Here is a 21,485-nt window from a genome sequence, read left to right as displayed (position 1 = left end):
CGGTCAGGGTTTCACATGAGATAGAGAAAAGGCGTCGTCAAGCGGCGCATCGATGCGCGCAAGAAGAACGTCGATCAGATCGAAGATCAAGTCGAATTCCTTGAGGAGTTTTTCGACTCGCGCAGAATCCGCCAAAGGCTTGAACATGGATCCGATATTGATCCGGTCGCCGGATTCCAGAGCGATGAGAAGCTTGCCTTCCGTGAACGCCGCGCGCAGACGCTTGCCCTCGAACAAGCGCTCAAGCGCCTGAAACCGCTCCAGCACGACGGGATCGAGAAGTTCGCGCGCCTCAACCTGATCAGTCGACCACGCCTCGAACGCCTTTTCGAATTCGCTTGAGACAAGCCCTACGCGCGAGAATCCCGCCCCCGGCTTAGTGAAGGCGTTGAATACCCCCTTGTCGCGTTTTACGACAGTGGTTCCGAGAAAACGTTTCGGATAGCCGATGACGAAGATTTGTCCACGAAATACCGTCCGTGTGCTGCTGTTTTTCCCGGAGGACTTGTAACGCAAATGCGCCTCGCAGAAGACGAAGTCCGTTCCGGCGTGCTCGCCGCGAACCTCGTCTTCCCAACGCTCCCGGTTATGATTGGGCAGAAGACCGAGAGAGCGGAACATGCCGTAATAGTCCGGCCGGTTCGTTTTCAGGCGATATTCGAAGCCGAACCTTGCGCATATCCGCTCGAGAAGCCCGTGCGCGATGTCGTCGCGCGCGCGATTCAGCCGCCAGCTCGCCGCCGCGGCGCCCAACATAAAAATGATGAGCGCAATCTGGAATTTCACATCGCCGCCCGGCCCATAGAAGAACATAAGCGCGGCGACCGCGCCGGCCGCGCCGATCAGAATCGCGAATTCAAGAACCGCCCTGCGGCGCGCGCTCTCGCGGGCGCGCAGGTACGGGGCGATCTCCGCCTCGTAGTAGTCGCCAAAACCCTCGAACGCGCTGCGGGCGGATGGAAGAGATACGCTCATCGCTCCCCTCTATAAGCCGCTTCCGCGCGACAGCGCCGCCGGCGCCGCGCGCGCCCCATGATCGCCCGTCGCCGTCGCCGTTTCCTTAACGTCCTTCTCGGCGGCGCTATCTGCAGTCTGGCGGCGCCATAGCGCAGCGTAAAGACCGTCGCATGCGAGCAGCGACTCATGCCGGCCCTGCTCCACGATTCGCCCCTGGTCGAGCACGAGGATGAGATCGGCGCCGGCTATCGTTGAAAGGCGGTGCGCGACGGCGATCGTCGTGCGCCCGCGCGCGGCTTCTGCGAGCGCGGTCTGGACTTCTTTTTCGGTTTCCGAGTCGAGCGATGAGGTCGCCTCGTCGAGCGCCAGGATCGGCGGATCAAATAGGATGGCGCGCGCCACGCCCACCCGCTGCTTCTCGCCGCCTGAGAGCTTGAGTCCCCGTTCACCGACGCGCGTGTCGAGGCCCATGGGCAGGCTTTCGATAAACGCACCGAGCTGGGCGCGGCGCGCCGCGGCCACGATTTCCGCTTCGCTTGCCTCGGGCCGAGCATAGGAGAGATTGAACCGCAGCGTATCGTTGAACAAGACCACCTCCTGCGGAACGAGACCGAACGCCCGGCGCAACGAGGCCTGCGTCACGCCCCTGACGTCCTGGCCGTCGATCAGGATCCGGCCCGAGTCCGGGTCGTAAAAGCGGAAAAGCAGCCTGAGAATCGTCGATTTGCCCGCGCCGCTCGGCCCCACGACGCCGACGAAAGCTCCGCCCGGTATCGTGAAGCCGACCCCGTCGAGCCCGCCCTGACGGCCGACATGGGCGAACCGCACCTTCTCGAAGCAGATCTCCCCCTTCGTCACGACGAGCGGGACAGCGTCCGGCGCGTCGGCGATGTCCGGTCTGGCGTCGAGCAGTTCGAACAGCTTTTCGATGTCGACCGCTCCCTGTTTGATCTCCCGCCAGGCGAACCCGAGAATGTTCAACGGTCGATATATATTGGTCAGCATCAGGATGACGGCGGTGATGTCGCCGGCCTGCATCGTTCCACCGCGCACGGCGAAGGCGGCGATCAGCGCCGCCGCCAGCAGGCCCGCCGTCATGACGAACTCCTGCCCGGCGTTGAGGAAGGATAGCGACTGCATGGTCTTTACATAACGGTCGTTATAGACCTGCATGGCCCGGTCGTAGCGCTCCGCTTCGCGCCCCTCGGCGGCGAAAGCCTTGACCGTCTCGAAATTGGCGAGCGTGTCGAGAGAAATGGCGCGAAGCTCCGTATCCGCCTCGTTCATCGCGCGGCGAAGCGCGTTGCGCCGCTCGGTGACGATCACGGTGAAAACCGCATAGGCGGCGACGGTGGCCACGGCCGCCAGCCCGAGGCTCCAGGAATAAAGCGCGGCCATCACCGCGGCGGCGAGCGCGAGCTCCACGATTGTGGGACCGATATTGAAGGCGAGAAAGCGGAGCATGAATTCCATCGCTCCCGCCCCGCGCTCGATGATCCGGTTCAGCGCGCCGGCGCGCCGGGTGAGATGGAATTGCAGAGACTGCGCCTGCGCGTGTGCGAAGGCCTCCACCGCGACGAGACGGTTCGCATCCTGCGTCACGCGGTAGAAGAAAGCGTCCCGGAGCTGTGGCAGTCCGTTCGACAGAAATCGCGCCGCGGCGAACAGCAGAAACGACAGAACGAACGAACGCTCCGCGCCGTCCGCGCCCGCCACGACGCGGTTGATGCCGTCGCCGAGCAACACCGGCGCGGCGACGGCGAGTCCCTTGGCGGCGACGGTGACGAGCAACGCCAGCGCCATCCGCGGCCGCCAGCGCTTCATCTCCGGGCGCCAAAGCGCCCGCGTCATGCGGAAGAAGGCGCGCACGAAACTTTGCGGCTTCGTCGCAACTTCGTCGAAAGCAGGCGCGGCGGTCATGGCCGCCAGGATGAGATGGAACAGGTCAAATCGCCAGCCCGAGACGCGCTACAGCGTCCCCTTGATGAGCTTCATCACGCCGGAGAAGTCGAGGCCGTCCTTTCCGGCCGCTTCCATCAGCGCGTAGATTTCCTCCGCAAGACCGCCCAGCGGCGTCGCCGCGCCGGCGTTGCGGGCCGCTTCCTGAGCGAGGCGCATGTCCTTCAGCATCATCGCCGCAGTGAAGCCGGGCTGATAGTCCCGGTTTGAGGGCGCTGCCGGCACAGGCCCCGGCGCGGGACAATAGCTCGTCATCGACCAGCACTGGCCCGAGGCGGCCGAGGCGATGTCGAAAAAGGTCTGCGCGTCGAGGCCGAGCCGCTCGGCGAGATTGAACGCCTCGCAGGTGGCGATCATCGACGCGCCGAGCAGCATATTGTTGCAGATCTTGGCGACCTGGCCGTTGCCGGCCTGACCGGCGTGGAAGATGTTCTTGCCCATGTGCTGGAGAACCGGCCGCGCGCGCTCGAAGGCGTCTTTCTCCCCGCCGACCATGAAGGTGAGGGTTCCCGCCGCGGCCGCCGCCACGCCTCCCGACACCGGCGCGTCCACCATCTGAAAGCCCGCCTCGCCCGCCGCCTTGCCGACGGCGCGGGCCGAGTCCACGTCGATGGTGGAGGAATCGATCAAAAGCGCGCCCTTCTTCGTATGGGCGATGACGCCGTCCTCACCGAGATAGACCGCGCGTACATGCTTGCCTGCGGGCAACATGGTGACGACGACGTCGGCTTGTCCGACCGCGGCGGCGACGCTGTCCGCATCCTGACAGCCCGCTTCGACGGCGCGTGCGCGCGCGGCTTCAGATAAGTCGAAAGCGGCGACCTGGCGGCCGGCCTTCGCAAGATTGGCGGCCATCGGTCCGCCCATATTGCCGAGGCCGATAAAAGCGATGGTGGTCATTCCGCGTTCCTCCTTTACTTGTCCTTAAGCCCGCCCATCCTGCGCACCAGCTTCCATTCCGCTTCGCTCACAGGCTGGACGGAGAGGCGCGCATTTCTGACGAGCGTCATTTGGACGAGCTTCGGCTCGGCTTTGACCGCGGCGAGCGCGACCGGTTTCGGCAGCGCCTCGACGGCGGCGACGTCGACGAGCGGCCATGCTTCGTCCTCTGGATCCGGGTAAGGGTCCGTGATTATCTTGACGACGCCGACGATCGCCTTCTCGCCGCCCGTGTGATAGAAAAAGGCGAGATCGCCTTTGTTCATCGCGCGCATGTTCTTTGCGGCGGCCGTGTTTCTGACGCCGGTCCAGGGCTCGCCCTTCGCGCCGGCCTTTTTCTGCTGGTCCCAACTCCAGCTGTCGGGTTCGGTTTTCAAAAGCCAATAGGCCATTATTCGCTCCGCTTGTAGTACGTAGTACGTAGTGCGTAGCGCGTAATGCCTAGAAAGGCGCTTTCCGGCTCGGCAATCACTACGAACTATGTACTACGTACTAAGCACTATTCATGGCAAAGCCAGCTCCTCCTCGCCGTCCAGCGGCGTGAAATAATTCTCGATCTCCGCGTCGCTGACGTCTTCCAGCCTCGCCGGCTTCCATTTCGGATTGCGGTCCTTGTCGATGATCTGCGCGCGCACGCCTTCGAAGAAGTCATGGCCCTCCATGACGCGGCGAACCATGCGGAATTCCATGCGCATGTCGCTGTCGAAATCTAGATCATGGCCGCGCTTCATCTGCTCGAAAGTAAGCTTGAGCGATGTCGGCGACATGCGCCCCAGAGTCTCAAGCGTTTCGGCGGCGAAGGAGCCGCCGTCGCGCTCCAGCGCGGCGATGAGGCTTTCGATGCGCGCATGGCCCTGAAACAGACGCGCGATCCCGGGTCGAAGGTCGTTGAGCGGCGCATGGCCAGGATCGCCGGCGAATTCATCAAGAACCGCCTCGATGTCGGCATGGGCGCGCTCGCTGAACGGCAGATCAAGAAGCATTCTTTCCAGCGCCGGCATGTCGTCCGTGGGCGTATAATGAGTGGCGATTCCGGCAGCCATGCAGTCGGCCGCTTTCGCCCGCACGCCGGTGAGCGCATAGTAAAGCCCGACCCCGTCATGCAGCCGCGGCAGGAAGTGTCCGCCGCCGACATCCGGAAACAGGCCGATGCCCGTCTCCGGCATGGCGAAAAGAGTTCGGTCGCCTGCGATGCGAAAATCGCCGTGCACGGAAATGCCGACGCCGCCGCCCATGACGACGCCGTCGATGAGCGCCACATAGGGTTTCGGGAAGTGATAGATCGCGGCGTTGTTGCGGTATTCCTCGCGGAAGAAGCCGCAGGCGCGGGCGGGGTCTTTCCGCGCCTCGTCGTAAAGCCACCGAATGTCGCCGCCGGCGCAAAAGGCGCGATCGCCCGCGCCTTTCACCAACACAGCCATGACGCGGGAGTCGCCTTCCCATTTCAGAAGCTGCGCGCGGAACGCCTCGACCATGCCCCAGGTAAGCGCGTTCAGCGCTTTCGGCCGGTTGAGCGTGACGACACCCCAGGCGCCGACGCGGTCGAAGAGGATATCAGCAGTCATGGTTCACTTCGCTCACATGAGTGGTGAAATAGTGAATAGCGAACAGGGGCGGAGGATAGCTAACCGTAACGTCGGCTCTCCCTCCGCTGCCGTCGTTATATCCTCTCATCGTACGCATTCCTGCCCAGTCGCCATTCACTACTTCGCGATTCGATCCTCACGCCTGATACTCCTTCAGCATGTCCCGGGCGACGATGACGCGCATGATCTCATTCGTTCCTTCGAGAATCTGGTGCACGCGCACGTCGCGCAGCATGCGCTCTAGCGGATAGTCGCGCAAATATCCGTAGCCGCCGTGAATCTGCAGCGCCTCGTTCACGACGTCGAAGCCGACATCAGTCACGAAGCGTTTGGCCATGGCGCAGAAGCGCGTGGCGTCCGGCGTCTTATGGTCCAGCTTCCACGCCGCCTGATAGAGGAACACGCGCGCGGCTTCGAGCTCGGTCGCCATATCGGCGAGTTTGAACTGCAGCGCCTGCATCTCGTTGAGGCGCTTGCCGAAGGCGCGGCGTTCGTTGGCGTAGTCGAGCGCGACCTTGAGCGCGGCGTTGGCCGTGCCGAGCGAGCAGGCCGCGATGTTGAGCCTGCCGCCGTCGAGCCCCATCATGGCGAAGCGAAAGCCTTCGCCATCCTCGCCCAGACGATTGGCGGCCGGCACGCGGCAGTCCTCGAAATTCACGATCGCCGTAGGCTGCGCGTTCCAGCCCATCTTGCGCTCCTGCGCGCCGAAGGAGAGCCCCGGCGTTCCTTTCTCGACGAGCACGGTCGAGATCCCGCGCGCGCCTTCCCCGCCGGTGCGGACCATGACGACGTAAAGATCCGAGACCCCTGCGCCTGAGATGAAAGCCTTCGCGCCATTGAGCACGTAATGATCGCCGTCCCGCACGGCCTTGGTTTTAAGCGCGGCCGCGTCCGAGCCCGAGCCCGGTTCGGTGAGACAATAGCTGGCGATGAGTTCGGCCGAGGCGAGCTTCGGGCAGTATTTCTTCCGCAGCGCGTCCGAGCCGAAGCGGTCGATCATCCAGCAGCACATATTGTGGATGGAGATATAGGCCGCGGTCGCGGTGCAGCCTTCCGACAGCGCCTCGAAGATGAGCGCCGCGTCGAGCCGGCCGAGGCCCGAACCGCCCACGTCCTCGCGCGTATAGATCGCCGCGAGGCCGAGTTCGGCGGACTTGCGGATGACGTCGACAGGAAAATGCTTCTTCTCGTCCCATTCCGCCGCATGCGGGGCAAGCTCTTCGGCGGCGAAACGGCGCGCCATTTCCTGAATGGCCTGCTGGTCGTCGGTAAGGGAGAAGTCCACGGGGCCTCCAGTGCTTACTGCGCAGCGCGTAGCGTGTAAAAAGCTGACGGACGATTTTATGCTCTACGCGCTATGTAGTCCTTTCCTCCCGCTCCAGGGGATTACCCTCAAAACCAGGCATGTCCGGCAGCGGGTGGTCGAATTCCCGGCTGAGCGGCGTCATCGGCCCGAGCCTGCGGCCGCGATGGCGCGCCCAGCGGAACAAGACGTAGCTGATCACGGCCGTCACGGCGATCGCCGGCAGCCAGTATTTCGCCTGTTCCCCGGCGACCGCGCCTGCTGTATGAAACAATGCGAACATCACCGCCACATAGGTGAAGGCCGTGAGCGTCACGAGAGTGCAAAACCGCAAGTAAGGGACCTTGAAGAAGCCGCAAGCCACATAGGTGGGAACGCGCGTGCCGGGAACGAAGCGAGCGACGTAAAGCGTCTTCGCCAGATCCTCGCGGACGAGATCGGCCGCCACCGACACGCCCGGCTTCTCCGCGAACCGGTGCGCCCAGGCGTTGCGGCGAGCGAAATAGCCGATCCAGTATTTCCACACGTCGCTTGCGACGAGACCTAACAGGATGGTTGCGAATAGCGCCGCCTCCGGCGCCATATCGGTGATCGAGGCGGTCGCGGCGGCGATCACGGCGACGTCCTCCTGCAAAAACGGCAGCAGGAAAACGCCGGTGTACAGCGCCAGCCCCGACATCGCCATCACCGAGTCCGCATCGACGCCGAACATCAGCGCCCGCTCCTGCAGCCATAGGCGTCGGCGCTTTTTTTCATCTTGTCTTTCTCACTTCTGAAGGCCGCTGCCCAATCATAGCGGACAGAGATTTGCTGCGCCGCAAAATGTTCGTCCCCATACTGGGCGGCGGCGTTGTACCCGCCAAGCACAAAAGATCATAGGGGGCCGACAGACGAGCCAGGCATCCAGTCGCGCTGCGGCCGACGGTCTCGACCAGCACGCCGCGCCGATCAGCGCGGCGCGACGGCGACGGCTCCATTAACGAGCAAAGGCGTGTCGCCTCTGCTTTTCGCAATTCTCCCGGACCCATTGGTCGAGCAGGCGCACGCCGTATCCGGTCGCGCCTTTAGGAGCAGTCGGAAGATCTTTCGTCGTCCAGGCCTTGCCAGCGATGTCGAGATGCGCCCAAGCGACGCCGTCCTTAATGAAGCGGCCGATGAACGCCGCCGCCGAAGACGAGCCGCCCTCCTTCGGGCCGACGTTCTTCATGTCGGCGATGTCGGACTTAAGCATCTCGTCATGGGCCTTGTCGAGCGGCATCCGCCAGAGGCGGTCGCCGGCCGCCTCTCCCGCCTTAGCTAGGGACGCGGCGAGATCGTCGTCGCGCGTGAACAGGCCTGCATATTCATGGGCGAGCGAAATGATGATCGCGCCGGTGAGCGTGGCGAGATCAATAACCGTTTTCGGCTTGTAGGTCTCTTGCGTCCACCAGACGGCGTCGGCGAGCACGAGCCGGCCTTCCGCATCGGTGTTCAGGATCTCTACGGTCTGGCCCGACATAGTGGTCACGATGTCGGCCGGACGCTGGGCGTTGCCGTCGGGCATGTTCTCGACCAGCCCGATGACGCCGACGACATTCGCCTTGGCCTTGCGGCCGGCAAGTGCGGCGATAGCGCCGGTCACTGCGCCGGCGCCGCCCATGTCCCATTTCATGTCCTCCATGCCGGGACCGGGCTTCAGGGAGATGCCGCCGGTGTCGAACGTCACGCCCTTGCCGACAAAGGCGACGGGCGCGTCGCCCTTCTTGCCGCCCATCCACTCCATGGCGACGAGTTTCGATTCGCGCACCGAGCCCTGACCGACGCCCAGAAGCGCGCCCATGCCGAGCTTCGCCATCTGGGCCTCGCCGAGGATCTTCACCTTCACGCCAAGGCTTTCGAGCTCGCGGCAACGCTCGGCGAAGCTTTCCGGATAAAGAACGTTTGGCGGCTCGGAGACGAGATCGCGCGTGAGGAACACGCCTTCGGCGACTTTCTCGTAATCGGCGAACAGCGTCTTCGCCCTCGCGGCGGCAGTATGAACCGTCAGTCTGGTCAATGCAGGCTTCTTATCCTTCTCGACGCGAGTGCGGTATTTGTCGAAGCGATAGGCGCGCAGCTTCGCGCCGAGGGCGACGCGCGAGGCGAACTCTTCGGGCGCGAGCTTCGGCGTCTCGACGCCGTCAAGCAGGAAGGCGGCCGCCCTGTCACGGGTCGCAAGGAGCCGCGCGACGGCGGCGGCGCCGACAGCTTCGGCCTCAAGCGGGCCGAGCTCCTTGCGGGCCCCCGCCCCGACCAGAAGGACGCGCGTATTCTCAAGTCCCGCCGGCGCGACGATATCAAGCGTCTGATCCTTCTTGCCCTTGAATGCGGCGGCCTTGATCGCCCGGCTGAGCGCGCCTTGCGCCGCCTCGTCCAGCGCGTCGAACGCCGCAGGCTGCGCGCCGTCTTCGAAACAAGGGATCGCCAGCGCGCCCGACTTGGGCGGCGCGGCTTTGGAAAACGATACCTGCATCAGGCCCTCTGCATGTTTCTTGTCCGGAGAAGCCACCGCTGCGGCGGCCGGTCTTCCGACGATTTACGGGCTGTGGTAGGCCGAGCCGCGGCGCGGCGCAACAGCGTCTCGTCGCATCGCTCAGGCCCGAGGAAACGCTGCGCCTTGACGAGACTGGACCGATATATCTTTCGCCAGTGTCTAACGCCGTTCCTTTACGCCCTCGGCATCGCGACCGTCATCGTCTGGATGACGCAGAGCCTGCAGCGCGCCGATCTGCTCGTCGATTATCACCAGAGCCTGGGCGTGTTCGCGCGGCTGAGCGCGCTCATCCTGCCGAGCCTTCTGGCGATCATCCTGCCCTTTGCGCTGTTCGCCGCCGCGCTATACGCGCTGCAGCGCCTGCACGCGGACAGCGAGATCGCCGTGATGTTCGCCGCCGGCGTCAGCCGTTTCAGGATCGCCGCCCCCCTCCTGCTGCTCGCCTTCGCCTGCGCGCTCGCCACGCTTTGGATCAATCTTGACCTGATGCCGCGCACCTATCGCCAGCTCAAGCAGGAGATCGCCCAGATTCGCGCCGACTTCGCGAGCGCCGTCCTTCGCAGCGGCGAGTTCGTCTCCGTCGGCGAGGGGTTGACCATCTATGTCGATGAGGCCCGACCTGGCGGGCAGTTCGTCGGCCTGCTGATTCACGACTATCGCGATCCCGACTCGCCGCGCGCCTACATGGCCCGGCGCGGAGTCTTGCGCGACACGGATGCAGGGCCGGTGCTTTATCTGGCCGAAGGCAACGTTCAGCGCGCGCCCTCGGACGGTGGCGCGATCGAAATCACGCGGTTCGACGAAACCGCGATCAACGTTTCGCGCTTCAATCCGCGCAGCGCCTCGTTGCAGCTCGAGATGACGGAACGCTATCTCCCTGAGCTCCTCAGGCCGGACCTTTCGAAGCCTTGGGACCGCATGAACGCAGCGGCGCTCATTGCGGAAGGGCACAATCGCCTCGCCGCGCCGCTCTATGCGTTCGTCTATGTCCTCATCGCGCTCTATGCGCTCATCGGCGGGCCCTATAACCGGCGCGGCTATGCGCTGCGCATTCTGGCCGCTTGCGCCGCGGCAGGCGCGGCGCGGGTAGGCGGATTTCTGGCGCAGTCCCTGGCGGCGGCGACAGGCGCCTGGTGGGCGATCCACGCCGCCCCCCTGCTCATGATCGCCGTCATGGCCGTGCTTTTGGCCGACCTGCGCCGCTTTCACGCAGCGTCGCAAGCCGGAGCCGCCTGATGCCGCCAGCGACTCTCTTGAGATACATCGCCGGGCGGGTCGTGTTCGCTGTGGCTGCCCTGTTCGCTGTGTTGGCGAGCTGCGTGATGCTCGTCGAACTCGTCGAGAATCTGCGCTTCGCCAGCAAGTTCGAGGAAGCCGATCTACTGACCGCGGCGCGGATCACGCTGTTGCGCACGCCGTCCCTGATGACGGCGCTTGCGCCTTTCGTGTTTCTCTTCGCGTCAATATGGATGTTCAGCCAACTCAACCGGCGGGCCGAGATCGCCGTCATGCGCGCCGCCGGGCTTTCGGTCTGGCGCCTGATCGGCCCGGCCGCCCTGGTCGCCGCCCTGTCGGGGCTCGTGCTGATCGCCTTCGTTGATCCGTTGGCCTCGCGCCTGCGCGCGCAGAGCGAGTCGCTGAAGGACTCCGTTCGCGGCCAGACGTCGAGCCTCGTGGAGATCTTCGGCGATGGGCTATGGCTGCGCCAGCGCGACGGAAACAGCGTTCTTCTCATCAACGCCCGCGGCTATGACGAAGAACAGGCGGCGCTCTCGGACGTCACCGTCTGGCGGCTCGATGGCCAAGCGCGTTTTCTTGAACGCATCGACGCGCCCGGCGCGATGCTGTCGGGCCGCACCATTGAGCTGCACGGCGCCCGGATCAAAGGGGTGCAAGACCAACTCGACCACCGAACGCCGATCTACGCCATTCCCACCTCCCTCACGCCGGAGGATCTGGGTTCGCGCATCGAGGCGCCGGAAACGCTGTCGTTGTGGCGACTACCGCGCTTCATTCTGCTGGCGGAAGCCGCGGGACTCTCGACGACCCGATACAATATGCGCTTTCACGACCTTTGCTCAACGCCGCTCAAGCTCATCGCCATGGTGCTGATCGCTGCGATGTTCTCACTGAAGCCGATCCGTTCCGGCGGAGCGGCGCAGCTTTTCCTTGCCGCCGTCGCCGCCGGTTTTCTGTTGTATCTGCTCTCCGAGCTTTCGGCCGCGCTCGGCGAATCGGGCGCCGCGCCAGTAGCGCTCGCCGCATGGACGCCCGCGCTCGCCGCGACGCTATTCGCTCTCGCCGGCCTTCTTCATTTCGAAGAGAGCTGATCGGCCGTTCCGGCCGGATTGGCCGTGGACCTCCCGCGCGGCCTCGGTTATCGAGGGTCGAAGTTCGTTCGAGTGATTCGCAAGGAGCGCGGGGCTTGCGCCGTCCGTCGAACCGTTATCGCCTGACGCGGGGTCGAACGGGCCGCGGCGTGCGCGTGCGTCGCGGCTGCCGCAGCGCGGGAGGCGGGCCCTGAGCGACGCGCGCCGCATTTCGTCTTGGCTTGCGACCTCCGTTCTTGCGGCGGGCGCCGGCGCGCCTGCCTTGGCGGCCGGCGACGCGCTGGTTGTCGTAGGCGAGCCGACAACGCCGGCTTCAGCGCGTATCGCCCTCATTCAGCACCCCGCCGTCGCGCCGCCGGGCTCGCAGGAGCGCCTCGCGCCGGGTGAAATCAGCCCCCCCTCGGAGCCGCCGCCCGAAGCGCTGGCGAGAACATCGGGCGAAGAAGAAGAGGTTCTCTTCGAAGCCGATTTCGTCATGCGCGAGAGTGAAGACTCCCCGATCGTCGCGGAGGGAAATGTGCGCGCCTATTTCGGCGAGCGCTATCTGCGCGCCGACAGGCTGACCTACGATCCCCAAACCGACATCGTCGTCGCGGAAGGGCAAGTCTCTATCACGGACAAGTCGCTGGAGACGGCCTTCGCCGATCGCGTTGAAATCACGGGCGATCTGCGAGACGGCATCGCGGAGAATTTCAGCGCCCTGCTCGCGGAAGGCGCGCGACTCGCAGCCGACGAGGCGATTCGCGAACAGGGTGCGCGCACCCGGCTTTCCCATGCCGTCTATACTACCTGCGAGGTCTGCAAGGCGAACGGCGAGGGCAAGACCCCAACCTGGCGCGTCAAGGCCCTGCGCGTCACGCGCGACGAGGAGCGTAAGGTCGTGCGCTTCCGTCACGCCTTTTTTGAGATCAAGGGCGTGCCGATCCTCTACATGCCCTTTCTTCAGGCGCCCGACCCTTCGGTCGAGCGGCAGTCCGGCTTTCTGACGCCGGTGATCGGCGCATCGAGCCGGCTCGGATTCAATCTCGAGCTTCCCTATTACCTAGCGCTGTCCAATCATCAGGATGCGACCTTTTCTCCAAAATACACTACGAACGACGGGATGCTATGGCAGGGCGAATACCGCCGGCGCGACATCAGCGGCTATCATGTCGTCCAGGCGGGCGTGATCGACTTCGATAACACCAAGCCCGACGAGGACGGGCGGATTCCTGTCGGGATTCCCGGCGTGCGCTGGCACATCTTCGCCAAGGGCCATCGCGACTTCGGCGACAACTGGCGCGCCGGCTACGACATCGAGCGTGTCTCGGACAACACCTATCTGCGACGCTATGACGTCGAACGGCGCGGCGACCTGCGCCAGGAGATCGACACCTCGCGCACTAATCGCTTGCGCTCCAACGTATACGGACAATGGAGATCGGGCGGATCAAGACTCCTCGCCGACGCCTATCTGTTTCAGGGGTTGCGTCAGACCGACGACAGCGGCCTGACGCCTTACGTGCTGCCGCTCATCGACTTCCGGCACGATTTTCAAACGCCGGTCGTCGGCGGACGCGCCAGCGTGAACGCCAACTTCGCCTCTCTCCAGCGCTCGTCCGGCGTAGACAGCCGCCGCTTCACGGCGAGCGCTTATTGGGAGCGCGAGCACATCACCCGCGGCGGCCATCGGTTCCACATGTTCGCGGAGATGCGCGCCGACGCCTTCTACTATGCCGATCTCGACGAGGGCACAGAGATTTGTTCCGATCCGACCGACGCGTGCGCCGACGACAATCCCTGGATCCTGCGAAACGATCCGACCGATTTCGACGCCCGCTTCGCGCCGTCGGCAGGCTTGGAATGGTCCTATCCGCTGACCAGGCGCGCCGGGCCGGCGCGTCTTTTCATCGAGCCGCGCGTGCAGCTCGTGGCGAGCCCCGCAAACCGCAATTCCGCCCACATCATCAACGAGGACTCGCAGAGCATCGAGTTCGATTACGCCGGCCTGTTCGACTACAACAAAGCGACCGGCTTCGACGCCTTCGAGGACGGCCAACGTATGAATGCAGGCGTGGCCGCCTCAGCCGTTTTCAACAACGGCCTGTCGATTGAGGCGTCGGTAGGCGAGCAGTTCCGTCTGCAGGACACGCGCGCCTTCGATCCGTCGACAGGGCTCGGCGAGAAACGCTCCGACATCGTCGGCTCGCTCGACATCGGCTACCGGAACGTCGTCAATCTGGAGAACCGCTTCCGGTTCGACGACGATGACGGCTCCCTGCAGCGTGCAGAGTCCATCGGGCGCTTCAGCCTGTGGCGGTTTTCCGGCTCGGTCAGTTATGTGCGCCTCAACGAGGAGAACGCCGCCGCGGATCTCGTCAAACGCGAAGAGCTCACCGGAAGGATGCGCGTGCGTCTGACCGACAACTGGTCGGTCGGGGGAGCCTGGCGCGAGAACCTCGTCGCCGACCGCACCATCCGGCAGGACTTTATCATTGGCTATCAGGACGACTGCGCCACCTTCGAGATCACCTATCGCCGCGATCAGACCCGTGACGTCGGGCTAGGCACCGACAACGCCGTGCTGATCCGCTTCACGCTGCGCTCCCTAGTGCAATGAGCCGGCTATGCGCGAAAAGCAGGCGGGCTCTACACCCTCGGACGTCTCCGGCTTGAACGGCCTTGCTTTTGGACTATTTTTTCGGGCCTATGTGGGCTTGCGAGTCGCAGGCCGGGCCGCCTGACTGTAGATGCGCAACATGGGCCGGAGCCACATTAAAGTATGGCGTTGATAAAAATTTCTGCAATAAAAGCAACAGGTTGCGCGTTACTTTGCAGTCTGGCGCTAACCGCCTCCGTGACGCTCGCGCAGCCTCGGCCGGGCTCGCAGGGCGACCAGGAAGGGTTGCCTGAGGGCTACGTCGGCCCTGCAACGGCCGTCGCCGCAATCGTTAATGACGAGGTCATCACTACTTTCGACGTGCAACAGCGCGTCAGGCTGATGCTGCTTTCGGTCGCTGGCCGCCAGATCACGGAGGATCTGCTCGCCCAGCTTCAGGCACAGGCTCTGCGCGATCTCGTCGAGGAGAAGCTTAAGCTGCAGGAAGCGAAGAAGTTCGAGGTCGAGGTGGACGAGGCCGAGCTCGAGGCGGAGCTTCGCGCCATGGCGGGCTCGTCGGGCCTAAGCGTTGCCGAACTCGAACAGGTGCTCGCCGCCCAAGGCATCTCCATGCGCGCGTTGCGAGACCAGATCCGTGCGAGCATCGCATGGCCGCGCATCGTCCAGGGGCGGTACGGCTCGCGCGTGCGCGTCAGCGACGAGGAGATCGAGCAGACGATCGAGCGGATGCGCGAGGACGCAACCAATGAGCAGTATCTGGTTTCGGAGATCTGCATTCCCGTGCCCAACCCCTCGCAGGCGCAGGCGTATTATCAGGGTTCCCTGCAACTCATCGAACAAATGCGACGGGGCGTGCCGTTCGCCGTCGTCGCGCAGCAGTTCTCGGCGTGCAGTTCGGCTGCGGCGGGCGGCGATCTCGGCTGGGTGCGCGCCGGCGAGCTGCCGCCGGAGCTCGACGAAGCGGTGAAGGCCCTGCCCGTTGGCTCGGTCACCAATCCCATCCCGTCCGACGGGGCGTTCATGATTCTCGCCGTGCGCGACAAGCGCGAAGCGGTCGTAGCCGGCGAACCGACCTTCACCCTCGCCTACGCCGCCGCGCCCCTGTCGATGGGGCGCAACGCGGCGCTCATGGGGCTCGAGAAGCTGCGCACGGCCGACGCCTGCGGCAGCGGCGCCTTGCGACGGGATCTCGGGCCCGGCATCGGCGCGGCGTTTCTCGAAAACATGAAGCTCAAGGATATCGACCCGCGGTTCCGCAGCGCGGTCGAAGACCTCGATCGCCGTGAAATGAGCGCGCCGGTGGAGGCCGACGGCGCGCTGCACGCGGTCTATGTGTGCGAGAAGGACGAAGGCCTCGGCCTTCCCTCGCGCGCCGCGGTCGAGGACCGGATCTACGGCCGCCAGCTCGGCCGCATCGCCCAGCAATATCTGCGGGACCTCGAGCGCGCCGCCCATGTGGATATCCGCATGCGCCCTGAGGCGGCTCTTCAGAACAGAGGCTGACACAGCCCCCATGCCCGCCGCCCGTGCAGCGCCCGCGCCTCTTGCCCTCACCATGGGCGAGCCCGGCGGGGTCGGCGGCGAGATAACCGTCGCCGCATGGCGCGCGCTGCGGCGCGGCGACCCATGCTTTTACGCCGTCGACGATCCGGCGCGCCTCGAGGCCTTGGGCGCGCCCGTCACGCAGATCGCCGAACCGGCCGAGGCGTGCGCCGCGTTTTCCGAAAGGCTGCCGGTTCTGCCGCTGAGCGAACCCGTCGCCGCCAGAACCGGCGCCGCCGACCCGACCCTGGCGCCGCTCGTCATCGAATCGATCCGACGCGCCGTCGCCGACGCGCTCGTCGGCGCGGCCTCGGGCGTCGTCACGAATCCTATCCAGAAGGCCTCCCTGATCAGCGCGGGATTCGCTTTTCCAGGGCATACGGAATTTCTTGGCGTGCTGACAAAGGACGCGACCATGCCCCGCGGCCCGGTGGGAGAAAGGCTGCGCGGCCCGGCGATGATGCTGGCGGGTCCCGCCCTGCGCACGGTTCCCGTGACGATTCACGTGCCGCTCGCCGAGGCCGTTCGCACGCTGAACGTTGAGGCGATCGTGCGCGCAGGAACTTTGGCCGCCGAGGCGCTCGCCCATGATTTCGGCATCGAACGGCCCCGACTCGCCGTCGCGGGCCTCAACCCCCACGCCGGCGAAGGCGGCGCGCTGGGCGATGAGGACGCCCGCATCGTCGCGCCCGCAGTCGAGGCGCTGCGCGCCGCCGGGATCGACGCCGCAGGGCCGCTGCCCGCTGATACGATGTTCCACGACGACGCGCGCGCGCGCTACGACGCCGCCATCTGCATGTATCACGACCAGGCGCTGATACCGGCTAAGACGCTCGCCTTCCATGAGACGGTCAACGTCACGCTCGGCTTGCCGATCATCCGGACTTCGCCCGACCACGGCACGGCGCTCGGCATCGCCGGCAAAGGCCTTGCGCGCGCCGACAGCCTGATCGCCGCCTTGCGGCTCGCCGCCGCCATGGCTGAGCGCCGCAGCGCATTATGAGCGGCGCGCCGACGTCCCCGTCTTTGCCGCCCCTGCGCGAGGTGATCGCGCGCCACGATCTCGGCGCGAAGAAGACGCTCGGCCAGCACTTTCTGCTCGATCTGAACCTGACGCGGAAGATCGCGCGCGTGGCCGGCGTCGAGCCGGGCGATCGGGCGCTGGAGATCGGTCCTGGCCCGGGCGGGCTCACCCGCGCGCTATTGGAGGCCGGCGCCGAGACCGTCGCCGTCGAGCGCGACGCGCGCTGCCTCGCCGCTCTGGCGGAGCTCGAAGCAGCCTATCCGGGACGGCTGCGCGTCATCGAAGGCGATGGGCTCGCCGTCGATGAGCGCGCGCTTCTCAGGCCTGGCCCCGCGAAGATCGTCGCCAACCTGCCTTACAACATCTCGACGGAGCTGCTTGTCAAATGGCTGCGCGCGAATCATGAGAGCGCGCCCTTGTGGTCCGTCATGACGCTGATGTTTCAGAAGGAGGTCGCCGATCGCATCCTCGCCGCGCCGGGCTCGAAGACTTATGGCCGTCTGTCGGTGATCGCGCAGGCGGCGAGCCGGCCGGCGCGCGCCTTCGACCTGCCGGCGCGAGCCTTCACGCCGCCGCCCAAAGTCGACTCTTCCGTGCTTGTCTTTTCCCCGACGCCGGCGCGTCTCGACTTCCTCACCACGCTTGAGCGGGTCACCCATGCCGCTTTCGCCCAGCGCCGCAAGATGCTGCGCTCTTCGCTCAAGGCGCTGCTGGGCGAAGCGCTGGAGGCCGCGCTGGAGGATGCCGGCGTCGAGCCGACAGCCCGGGCCGAGAACGTGACCGTCGAACAGTTCATAAAGCTCGCCGAAATCTGCGAAAGGATGCGACAGATCCTGCGCGTACGCTCACCTGCGCAATAGCGATGACGGCGGGCGCCGAACGCCCGCCGTCCGCCGAACGGCTTGCCTGCAGCCCGTCCTTCAGAGCGAGAACCGTAGCCCCAGCGCGAAGGTCCGGCTGAGGATGGTCGAGCCGAAATTATGCGTGACCGGACCTCCTGCGTCGCCGAAGGCGTAATAGGACTGCTGAAGCTCGTTGGTGAGGTTTACTGCGTCGAACGTGAGCGTCGCGTTCTCAGCGATATTGTAGTTGACCTGAAGGTCAAGGCTTTTCTCCGGACGCCGCCATATGCCAATGGGATTTGCGAACAGCCGCGCCTCATTATTGTTCAGAAAGTCATCACGCCAGACGTAGGACAGACGCAAACCGAAATTCTCGCGTTCATAGGCCATGGTGACATTGTAGGAGAAGTCGGAAACGCCGAAGAAGCTGGTTATCTCCTCGTCGATGATCTCGCCAGCGGAGTTCGTGAGCGGAATGTTCTGCTGCGAATCAAGAACTGTGAGGCTGCCAAGCACGCCCAATCCGTTCAGAACGCCGGGCAGATAGTCCGGAAAGTAGACGAACCCTGCCTCGACCCCCTTGAGCACGCCGTCCGAGGCGTTGACCGGCTGCGTGACGGCGAAGAAGTCCGTATTGAGTCCCGTTCCCGGAATTTCAAGCAGTCGCGTGAGTGGAACGACGAGCCCGTCGATCTCGCGTCGGAAGAGGGTCGTATAGAGCGCGCTGTCCGAAGCGAAATACCACTCCGCCGTCAGGTCAATATTCGTCGCTCGGGTCGGCTCCAGCTCGGGATTGCCACCCGTCCCGCTGCCCCGACCGACATCGTGAGGTCCCCGGTAAGGCTGAAGTTGGGATTGAGGTCGGCGAAATTCGGCCGCCGCAGCGTCTTGCCGTAGTTGAATCGCAGCCGGAAGTCGTCCGTCGCGTCGTAGCGCAGCGTGACGGACGGCAGAAGGTCGTCGACTTTCGCCGAGGCGTCGGTCATAGGGAACAATGGATCGTTCAGATCAGTGAACGTCATGTCCGTCTTGACGTTCACATAGCGCACGCCAGCCTGAATGAAGAACGGCTGGTCGAACAGTCTCGGCTCGAGATCAAGCTGCAGATAGCCGGCGATCGAACGCTCGTCGATAGTGAAGGCTTCCATCAGCTGCGGCGCCGTCACGCCATAAAGGGCGCGCACATCGTCTCTATTGTCCCGAATGAAATAGCCGTTGGCGACCACCCAGGACGATGGCACGTTGGCGCGACCGTCGAAAAAGCCTTTGTTGACCCACTGAAAGCCCGGGTCGAGCGAATCGAGAGGCTGGCCGAGAAACGCCGAATCCCTTGGGGGAATTTGCGACTCCGCCGCGCTCCGGTCGTCATAACGGAATCCGAAGCTCAGCTTCTTGAAAAAGCCATCGCCGTCGGCGCGGTCGAGATCGTAATCGCCGTCGAATGACGCCGTGAAGGCGTCGCCATGGGACGCGCCGGCGTTTTCGAATAGTTCCGCAACAGTCCATACTGACGGATCGAGCATCTCGGCGTTGTCATTAAACTCCCAGGAAGGAATTCCGTCTCCGCCGTTGAAGTCGATACTGATTGACTCCGGCACGCGCGTCGTCCGCACCGCGACGAATTGCGTGCTGAAATCGCTTTTCTGGTAAGAAAGATCGCCTGTCAGGTCCAGCCGGTCGCCTAGCGACCACCGCCCGCTCAGCGCGTAGACGAAGCTGTCTGTTTTCTGGTCCGTAAAGTCGCCGCTATTGAAGCCGAACGGAAAACCCACCCGGCGTGTCTTGATGATGTTCGAGCCAGGGAAAAGCGTAATGGTGGAAGCCGGATCTGGCCCGAGCGCGCCCCACCAGTCGGCGAAAGTGAAGTGCAGATTGTTGAAGAGGTCTTGGCGAAAGCCCTGGTAGAAAAATTCGAAGGTGTAGGCCGACGAATCGTCCGGCGCCCATTGGATCGCAGCGGTCGCCGCAGGGCGCTTGCGGTCGCCCCGGAAATCGCTCGCGAAAAGCGCGTCGCGCCCGAGGAGATACTCGAAATCCTCGCCGTTGACCGTCAGCGTCGATCCCGGCGCGGTCGGCAGGCCGGCGTCCAGGCCCGGTTGCCATATTTCCTGTCCCGGCGCTCTACCATCCGTTGGAAAGATCCGCTCAAGCGGCGTCCAACCCGTCGGCGGACTGTCCGGCGTGGCGAACGGCACCATGGCGCCGGCGGTCACGCTCTGATCGCAGAAACGGGTCTGTGCAAAGCTGGCGTTGAGCAGGACGCCGAAATCGCCGAGCTCGGTCGACCAGCGGTTGCTAATCAGCGCGCTCACGTTCGGATCGACGGTCTTTCTTTCTTCCTGATAAATGCCGCGCGCCGCGACGGAGAAGGCGAACCCGTCGAAATCGAAGGGGCGGCGCGTCATTACGTCGATCTGGCCGGCGATGCCCGTTTCAATCTGCTCGGACGCGCGCGTCTTGAAGACGTCCACGCGCTTGACGAGGTTCGAGGGAATGTCCTGCAGCGCGAGCTGGCGGCCCGAGGCTGTGAAGACGAGCCGGCCGTTCCAGGTCGTGGTGACGTCGGGAAGCCCGCGGATGAACACCGCCGAGGCCTCGCCCCCGCCCCGATTGGTGACCTGCACGCCGGTGACGCGCTGCAGGGCCTCGATCACGTTGTTGTCTGGCAGCTTGCCGATATCTTCCGCGACGATGGAGTCGACCACCTGCACGCTATTGCGCTTGATGTCGAGCGACTGGACGACGCTGCCGCGAATCCCCTTGACGATGATTTCGTCCCGCCCCTGATCTTCGTCCTGAGCCGCGGCCGGATGGGCCGTCAACACCATTGCGAGCGTCAAGAGCGAAACGCCGCTGAAAATCCTGCTTTTTCCGATCATCGCTTCCTCCCGGTTCTTTTTCATGCCCTTAAAGCTTATTTATCTGATAAATAATCTATACCGCCAGCAGAAATGCAGAAATACGGCAAGCGGAAACCCATCTTTCGAAGTGGTTGACGCGTGGTGTTGACGCGTGTTGACGCGAAGATAGGCGCATATCATATTATGATAACAACAGGAGGACGCGCGTGGATTATCCCCTTCACAGCAATCTCACCAGCCGCATCGCCCAAGCCCTCGGGCGCGCCATCGCCGTGGGAGACTACCCGCCCGGCGCGACGCTGCCGCCGGAAAGCGAATTGGTGACGCATTTCGGCGCTAGCCGCACCGTTCTGCGCGAAGCCGTAAAGATGCTCACGGCGAAGGGGCTTATCGATTCCCGCCCTCGACGCGGCACAATCGTCAAGCCGGAGGCGGAGTGGAATCTGGCCGATCCAGACATACTCTCCTGGCTTCTCCATCGCAGGAACGTGTTGCCGTTGATGCTGGAGTTCGTCGACGTGCGCCTGGCGATCGAACCCTCCGCGGCGATGCTGGCCGCGCGCAACGGCGATCAAGAAGCCATAGAGGAAATGCGCGCCGCCATCGAACGCATGCGCGATGCGGTAGTCGGCGACGACGATCCGTTATCCGCCGATATCGCCTTTCATGTCGCGATCCTGAAAGCCGGCGGCAACCGATTTTTCTGGAGTCTGCGTTACATGATCGAGGTGGCGCTGCGCTTTTCCATCCGCATCACGAACAAAAGAAAGGCCGATAAAGACGAAATGGTGAATGACCATATGCGGATTTTCGAAGCGATTGCGGCGCGCGACCAGCAGGCGGCAGAAGCGGCCATGCGCTCCCTCATCATCGACTCCAAGATGCTTCTCTATGAAGCCCAGCGACGCAACGCCGAGCAGGCCGAAGCCGACGCCATGGAGAAAACGCGGGCGGAGACCGCAGGCGGCCTCGAAGAATGGCGCGGCGAGGCGACGCCCAGACGCAGCAGCGCGCGGTAACGCTTCGCCGCA

At 64.3% G+C, this 21,485-nt stretch carries 16 protein-coding genes and 1 pseudogene; 7 read left to right on the top strand and 10 right to left on the bottom strand.

Annotated features, from left to right (window positions below; all coding sequences use genetic code 11):
- Positions 1 to 3: 3 nt before the first annotated feature.
- The 8 genes from CHB64_RS12930 to CHB64_RS12895 form a co-directional block, all read right to left on the bottom strand.
- A complete protein-coding gene (locus CHB64_RS12930; protein WP_089413041.1) occupies positions 4 to 975 on the bottom strand; it encodes a DUF3137 domain-containing protein in 972 nt (323 codons plus the stop codon).
- Between the two features lie 9 nt (positions 976 to 984).
- Complete coding sequence (locus tag CHB64_RS12925; protein WP_089413040.1) at positions 985 to 2,877, bottom strand: ABCB family ABC transporter ATP-binding protein/permease; 1,893 nt, start codon at positions 2,875 to 2,877, stop codon at positions 985 to 987.
- Between the two features lie 48 nt (positions 2,878 to 2,925).
- Entirely contained in the window at positions 2,926 to 3,816 is an 891-nt protein-coding gene (gene mmsB / locus CHB64_RS12920) for a 3-hydroxyisobutyrate dehydrogenase (protein ID WP_089413039.1), read from the bottom strand.
- A 14-nt stretch (positions 3,817 to 3,830) separates the two neighbouring features.
- Positions 3,831 to 4,247 (bottom strand): EVE domain-containing protein, encoded by a 417-nt coding sequence (locus tag CHB64_RS12915; protein ID WP_089413038.1) that lies wholly within the window; start codon positions 4,245 to 4,247, stop codon positions 3,831 to 3,833.
- Positions 4,248 to 4,358: 111 nt separating this feature from the next.
- Entirely contained in the window at positions 4,359 to 5,420 is a 1,062-nt protein-coding gene (locus CHB64_RS12910; protein ID WP_089413037.1) for an enoyl-CoA hydratase/isomerase family protein, read from the bottom strand.
- Between the two features lie 157 nt (positions 5,421 to 5,577).
- The gene (locus CHB64_RS12905) at positions 5,578 to 6,726 is read right to left on the bottom strand and encodes an isobutyryl-CoA dehydrogenase (RefSeq protein WP_089413036.1); all 1,149 of its coding nucleotides are present in this window, start codon (positions 6,724 to 6,726) and stop codon (positions 5,578 to 5,580) included.
- Positions 6,727 to 6,796: 70 nt separating this feature from the next.
- Positions 6,797 to 7,456: a DedA family protein gene (locus CHB64_RS12900; RefSeq protein ID WP_089413035.1), complete on the bottom strand. Its 660-nt coding sequence runs from the start codon at positions 7,454 to 7,456 to the stop codon at positions 6,797 to 6,799.
- Between the two features lie 264 nt (positions 7,457 to 7,720).
- Positions 7,721 to 9,235, bottom strand: coding sequence for a leucyl aminopeptidase (locus CHB64_RS12895; protein WP_089413034.1), 1,515 nt, complete (start codon positions 9,233 to 9,235; stop codon positions 7,721 to 7,723).
- 144 nt (positions 9,236 to 9,379) lie between these two features.
- Between CHB64_RS12895 and lptF the strand changes: the two genes are divergently transcribed.
- The 6 genes from lptF (at position 9,380) to rsmA (ending at position 17,611) form a co-directional block, all read left to right on the top strand.
- Entirely contained in the window at positions 9,380 to 10,492 is a 1,113-nt protein-coding gene (gene lptF / locus CHB64_RS12890; RefSeq protein WP_159462504.1) for an LPS export ABC transporter permease LptF, read from the top strand.
- The gene (lptG, locus tag CHB64_RS12885) at positions 10,492 to 11,586 is read left to right on the top strand and encodes an LPS export ABC transporter permease LptG (RefSeq protein ID WP_089413032.1); all 1,095 of its coding nucleotides are present in this window, start codon (positions 10,492 to 10,494) and stop codon (positions 11,584 to 11,586) included. The genes lptF and lptG overlap by 1 nt, the downstream gene beginning before the upstream one ends.
- A 262-nt stretch (positions 11,587 to 11,848) precedes the next feature.
- Entirely contained in the window at positions 11,849 to 14,185 is a 2,337-nt protein-coding gene (locus CHB64_RS12880) for an LPS-assembly protein LptD (RefSeq protein WP_089413031.1), read from the top strand.
- 237 nt (positions 14,186 to 14,422) lie between these two features.
- Complete coding sequence (locus tag CHB64_RS12875; protein WP_159462503.1) at positions 14,423 to 15,688, top strand: peptidylprolyl isomerase; 1,266 nt, start codon at positions 14,423 to 14,425, stop codon at positions 15,686 to 15,688.
- A 10-nt stretch (positions 15,689 to 15,698) separates the two neighbouring features.
- Complete coding sequence (gene pdxA, locus CHB64_RS12870; RefSeq protein WP_089413029.1) at positions 15,699 to 16,730, top strand: 4-hydroxythreonine-4-phosphate dehydrogenase PdxA; 1,032 nt, start codon at positions 15,699 to 15,701, stop codon at positions 16,728 to 16,730.
- Entirely contained in the window at positions 16,727 to 17,611 is an 885-nt protein-coding gene (gene rsmA, locus CHB64_RS12865) for a 16S rRNA (adenine(1518)-N(6)/adenine(1519)-N(6))-dimethyltransferase RsmA (RefSeq protein WP_089413028.1), read from the top strand. The genes pdxA and rsmA overlap by 4 nt, the downstream gene beginning before the upstream one ends.
- A 60-nt stretch (positions 17,612 to 17,671) precedes the next feature.
- Here the strand turns inward: rsmA and CHB64_RS15695 are convergent, their stop codons facing one another.
- A complete protein-coding gene (locus CHB64_RS15695; protein WP_311726337.1) occupies positions 17,672 to 18,496 on the bottom strand; it encodes a TonB-dependent receptor domain-containing protein in 825 nt (274 codons plus the stop codon).
- Positions 18,466 to 20,421 (bottom strand): annotated as a pseudogene (locus tag CHB64_RS12860) (TonB-dependent receptor); the annotation flags it as partial. The pseudogene CHB64_RS12860 and the gene CHB64_RS15695, both read right to left, overlap by 31 nt.
- 239 nt (positions 20,422 to 20,660) lie before the next feature.
- On the opposite strand from CHB64_RS12860, the gene CHB64_RS12855 reads away from it, so the two are divergent.
- On the top strand, positions 20,661 to 21,473 hold the full coding sequence (locus tag CHB64_RS12855) for a FadR/GntR family transcriptional regulator (protein WP_089413027.1): 813 nt from the start codon (positions 20,661 to 20,663) through the stop codon (positions 21,471 to 21,473).
- Positions 21,474 to 21,485 lie beyond the last annotated feature (12 nt).

This window comes from Amphiplicatus metriothermophilus, assembly GCF_900199215.1.
Taxonomy (GTDB): domain Bacteria; phylum Pseudomonadota; class Alphaproteobacteria; order Caulobacterales; family Parvularculaceae; genus Amphiplicatus; species Amphiplicatus metriothermophilus.
The sequence above is the reverse complement of the archived record's forward strand: the minus strand, read 5'-3'. Positions and strand labels throughout refer to the sequence as shown.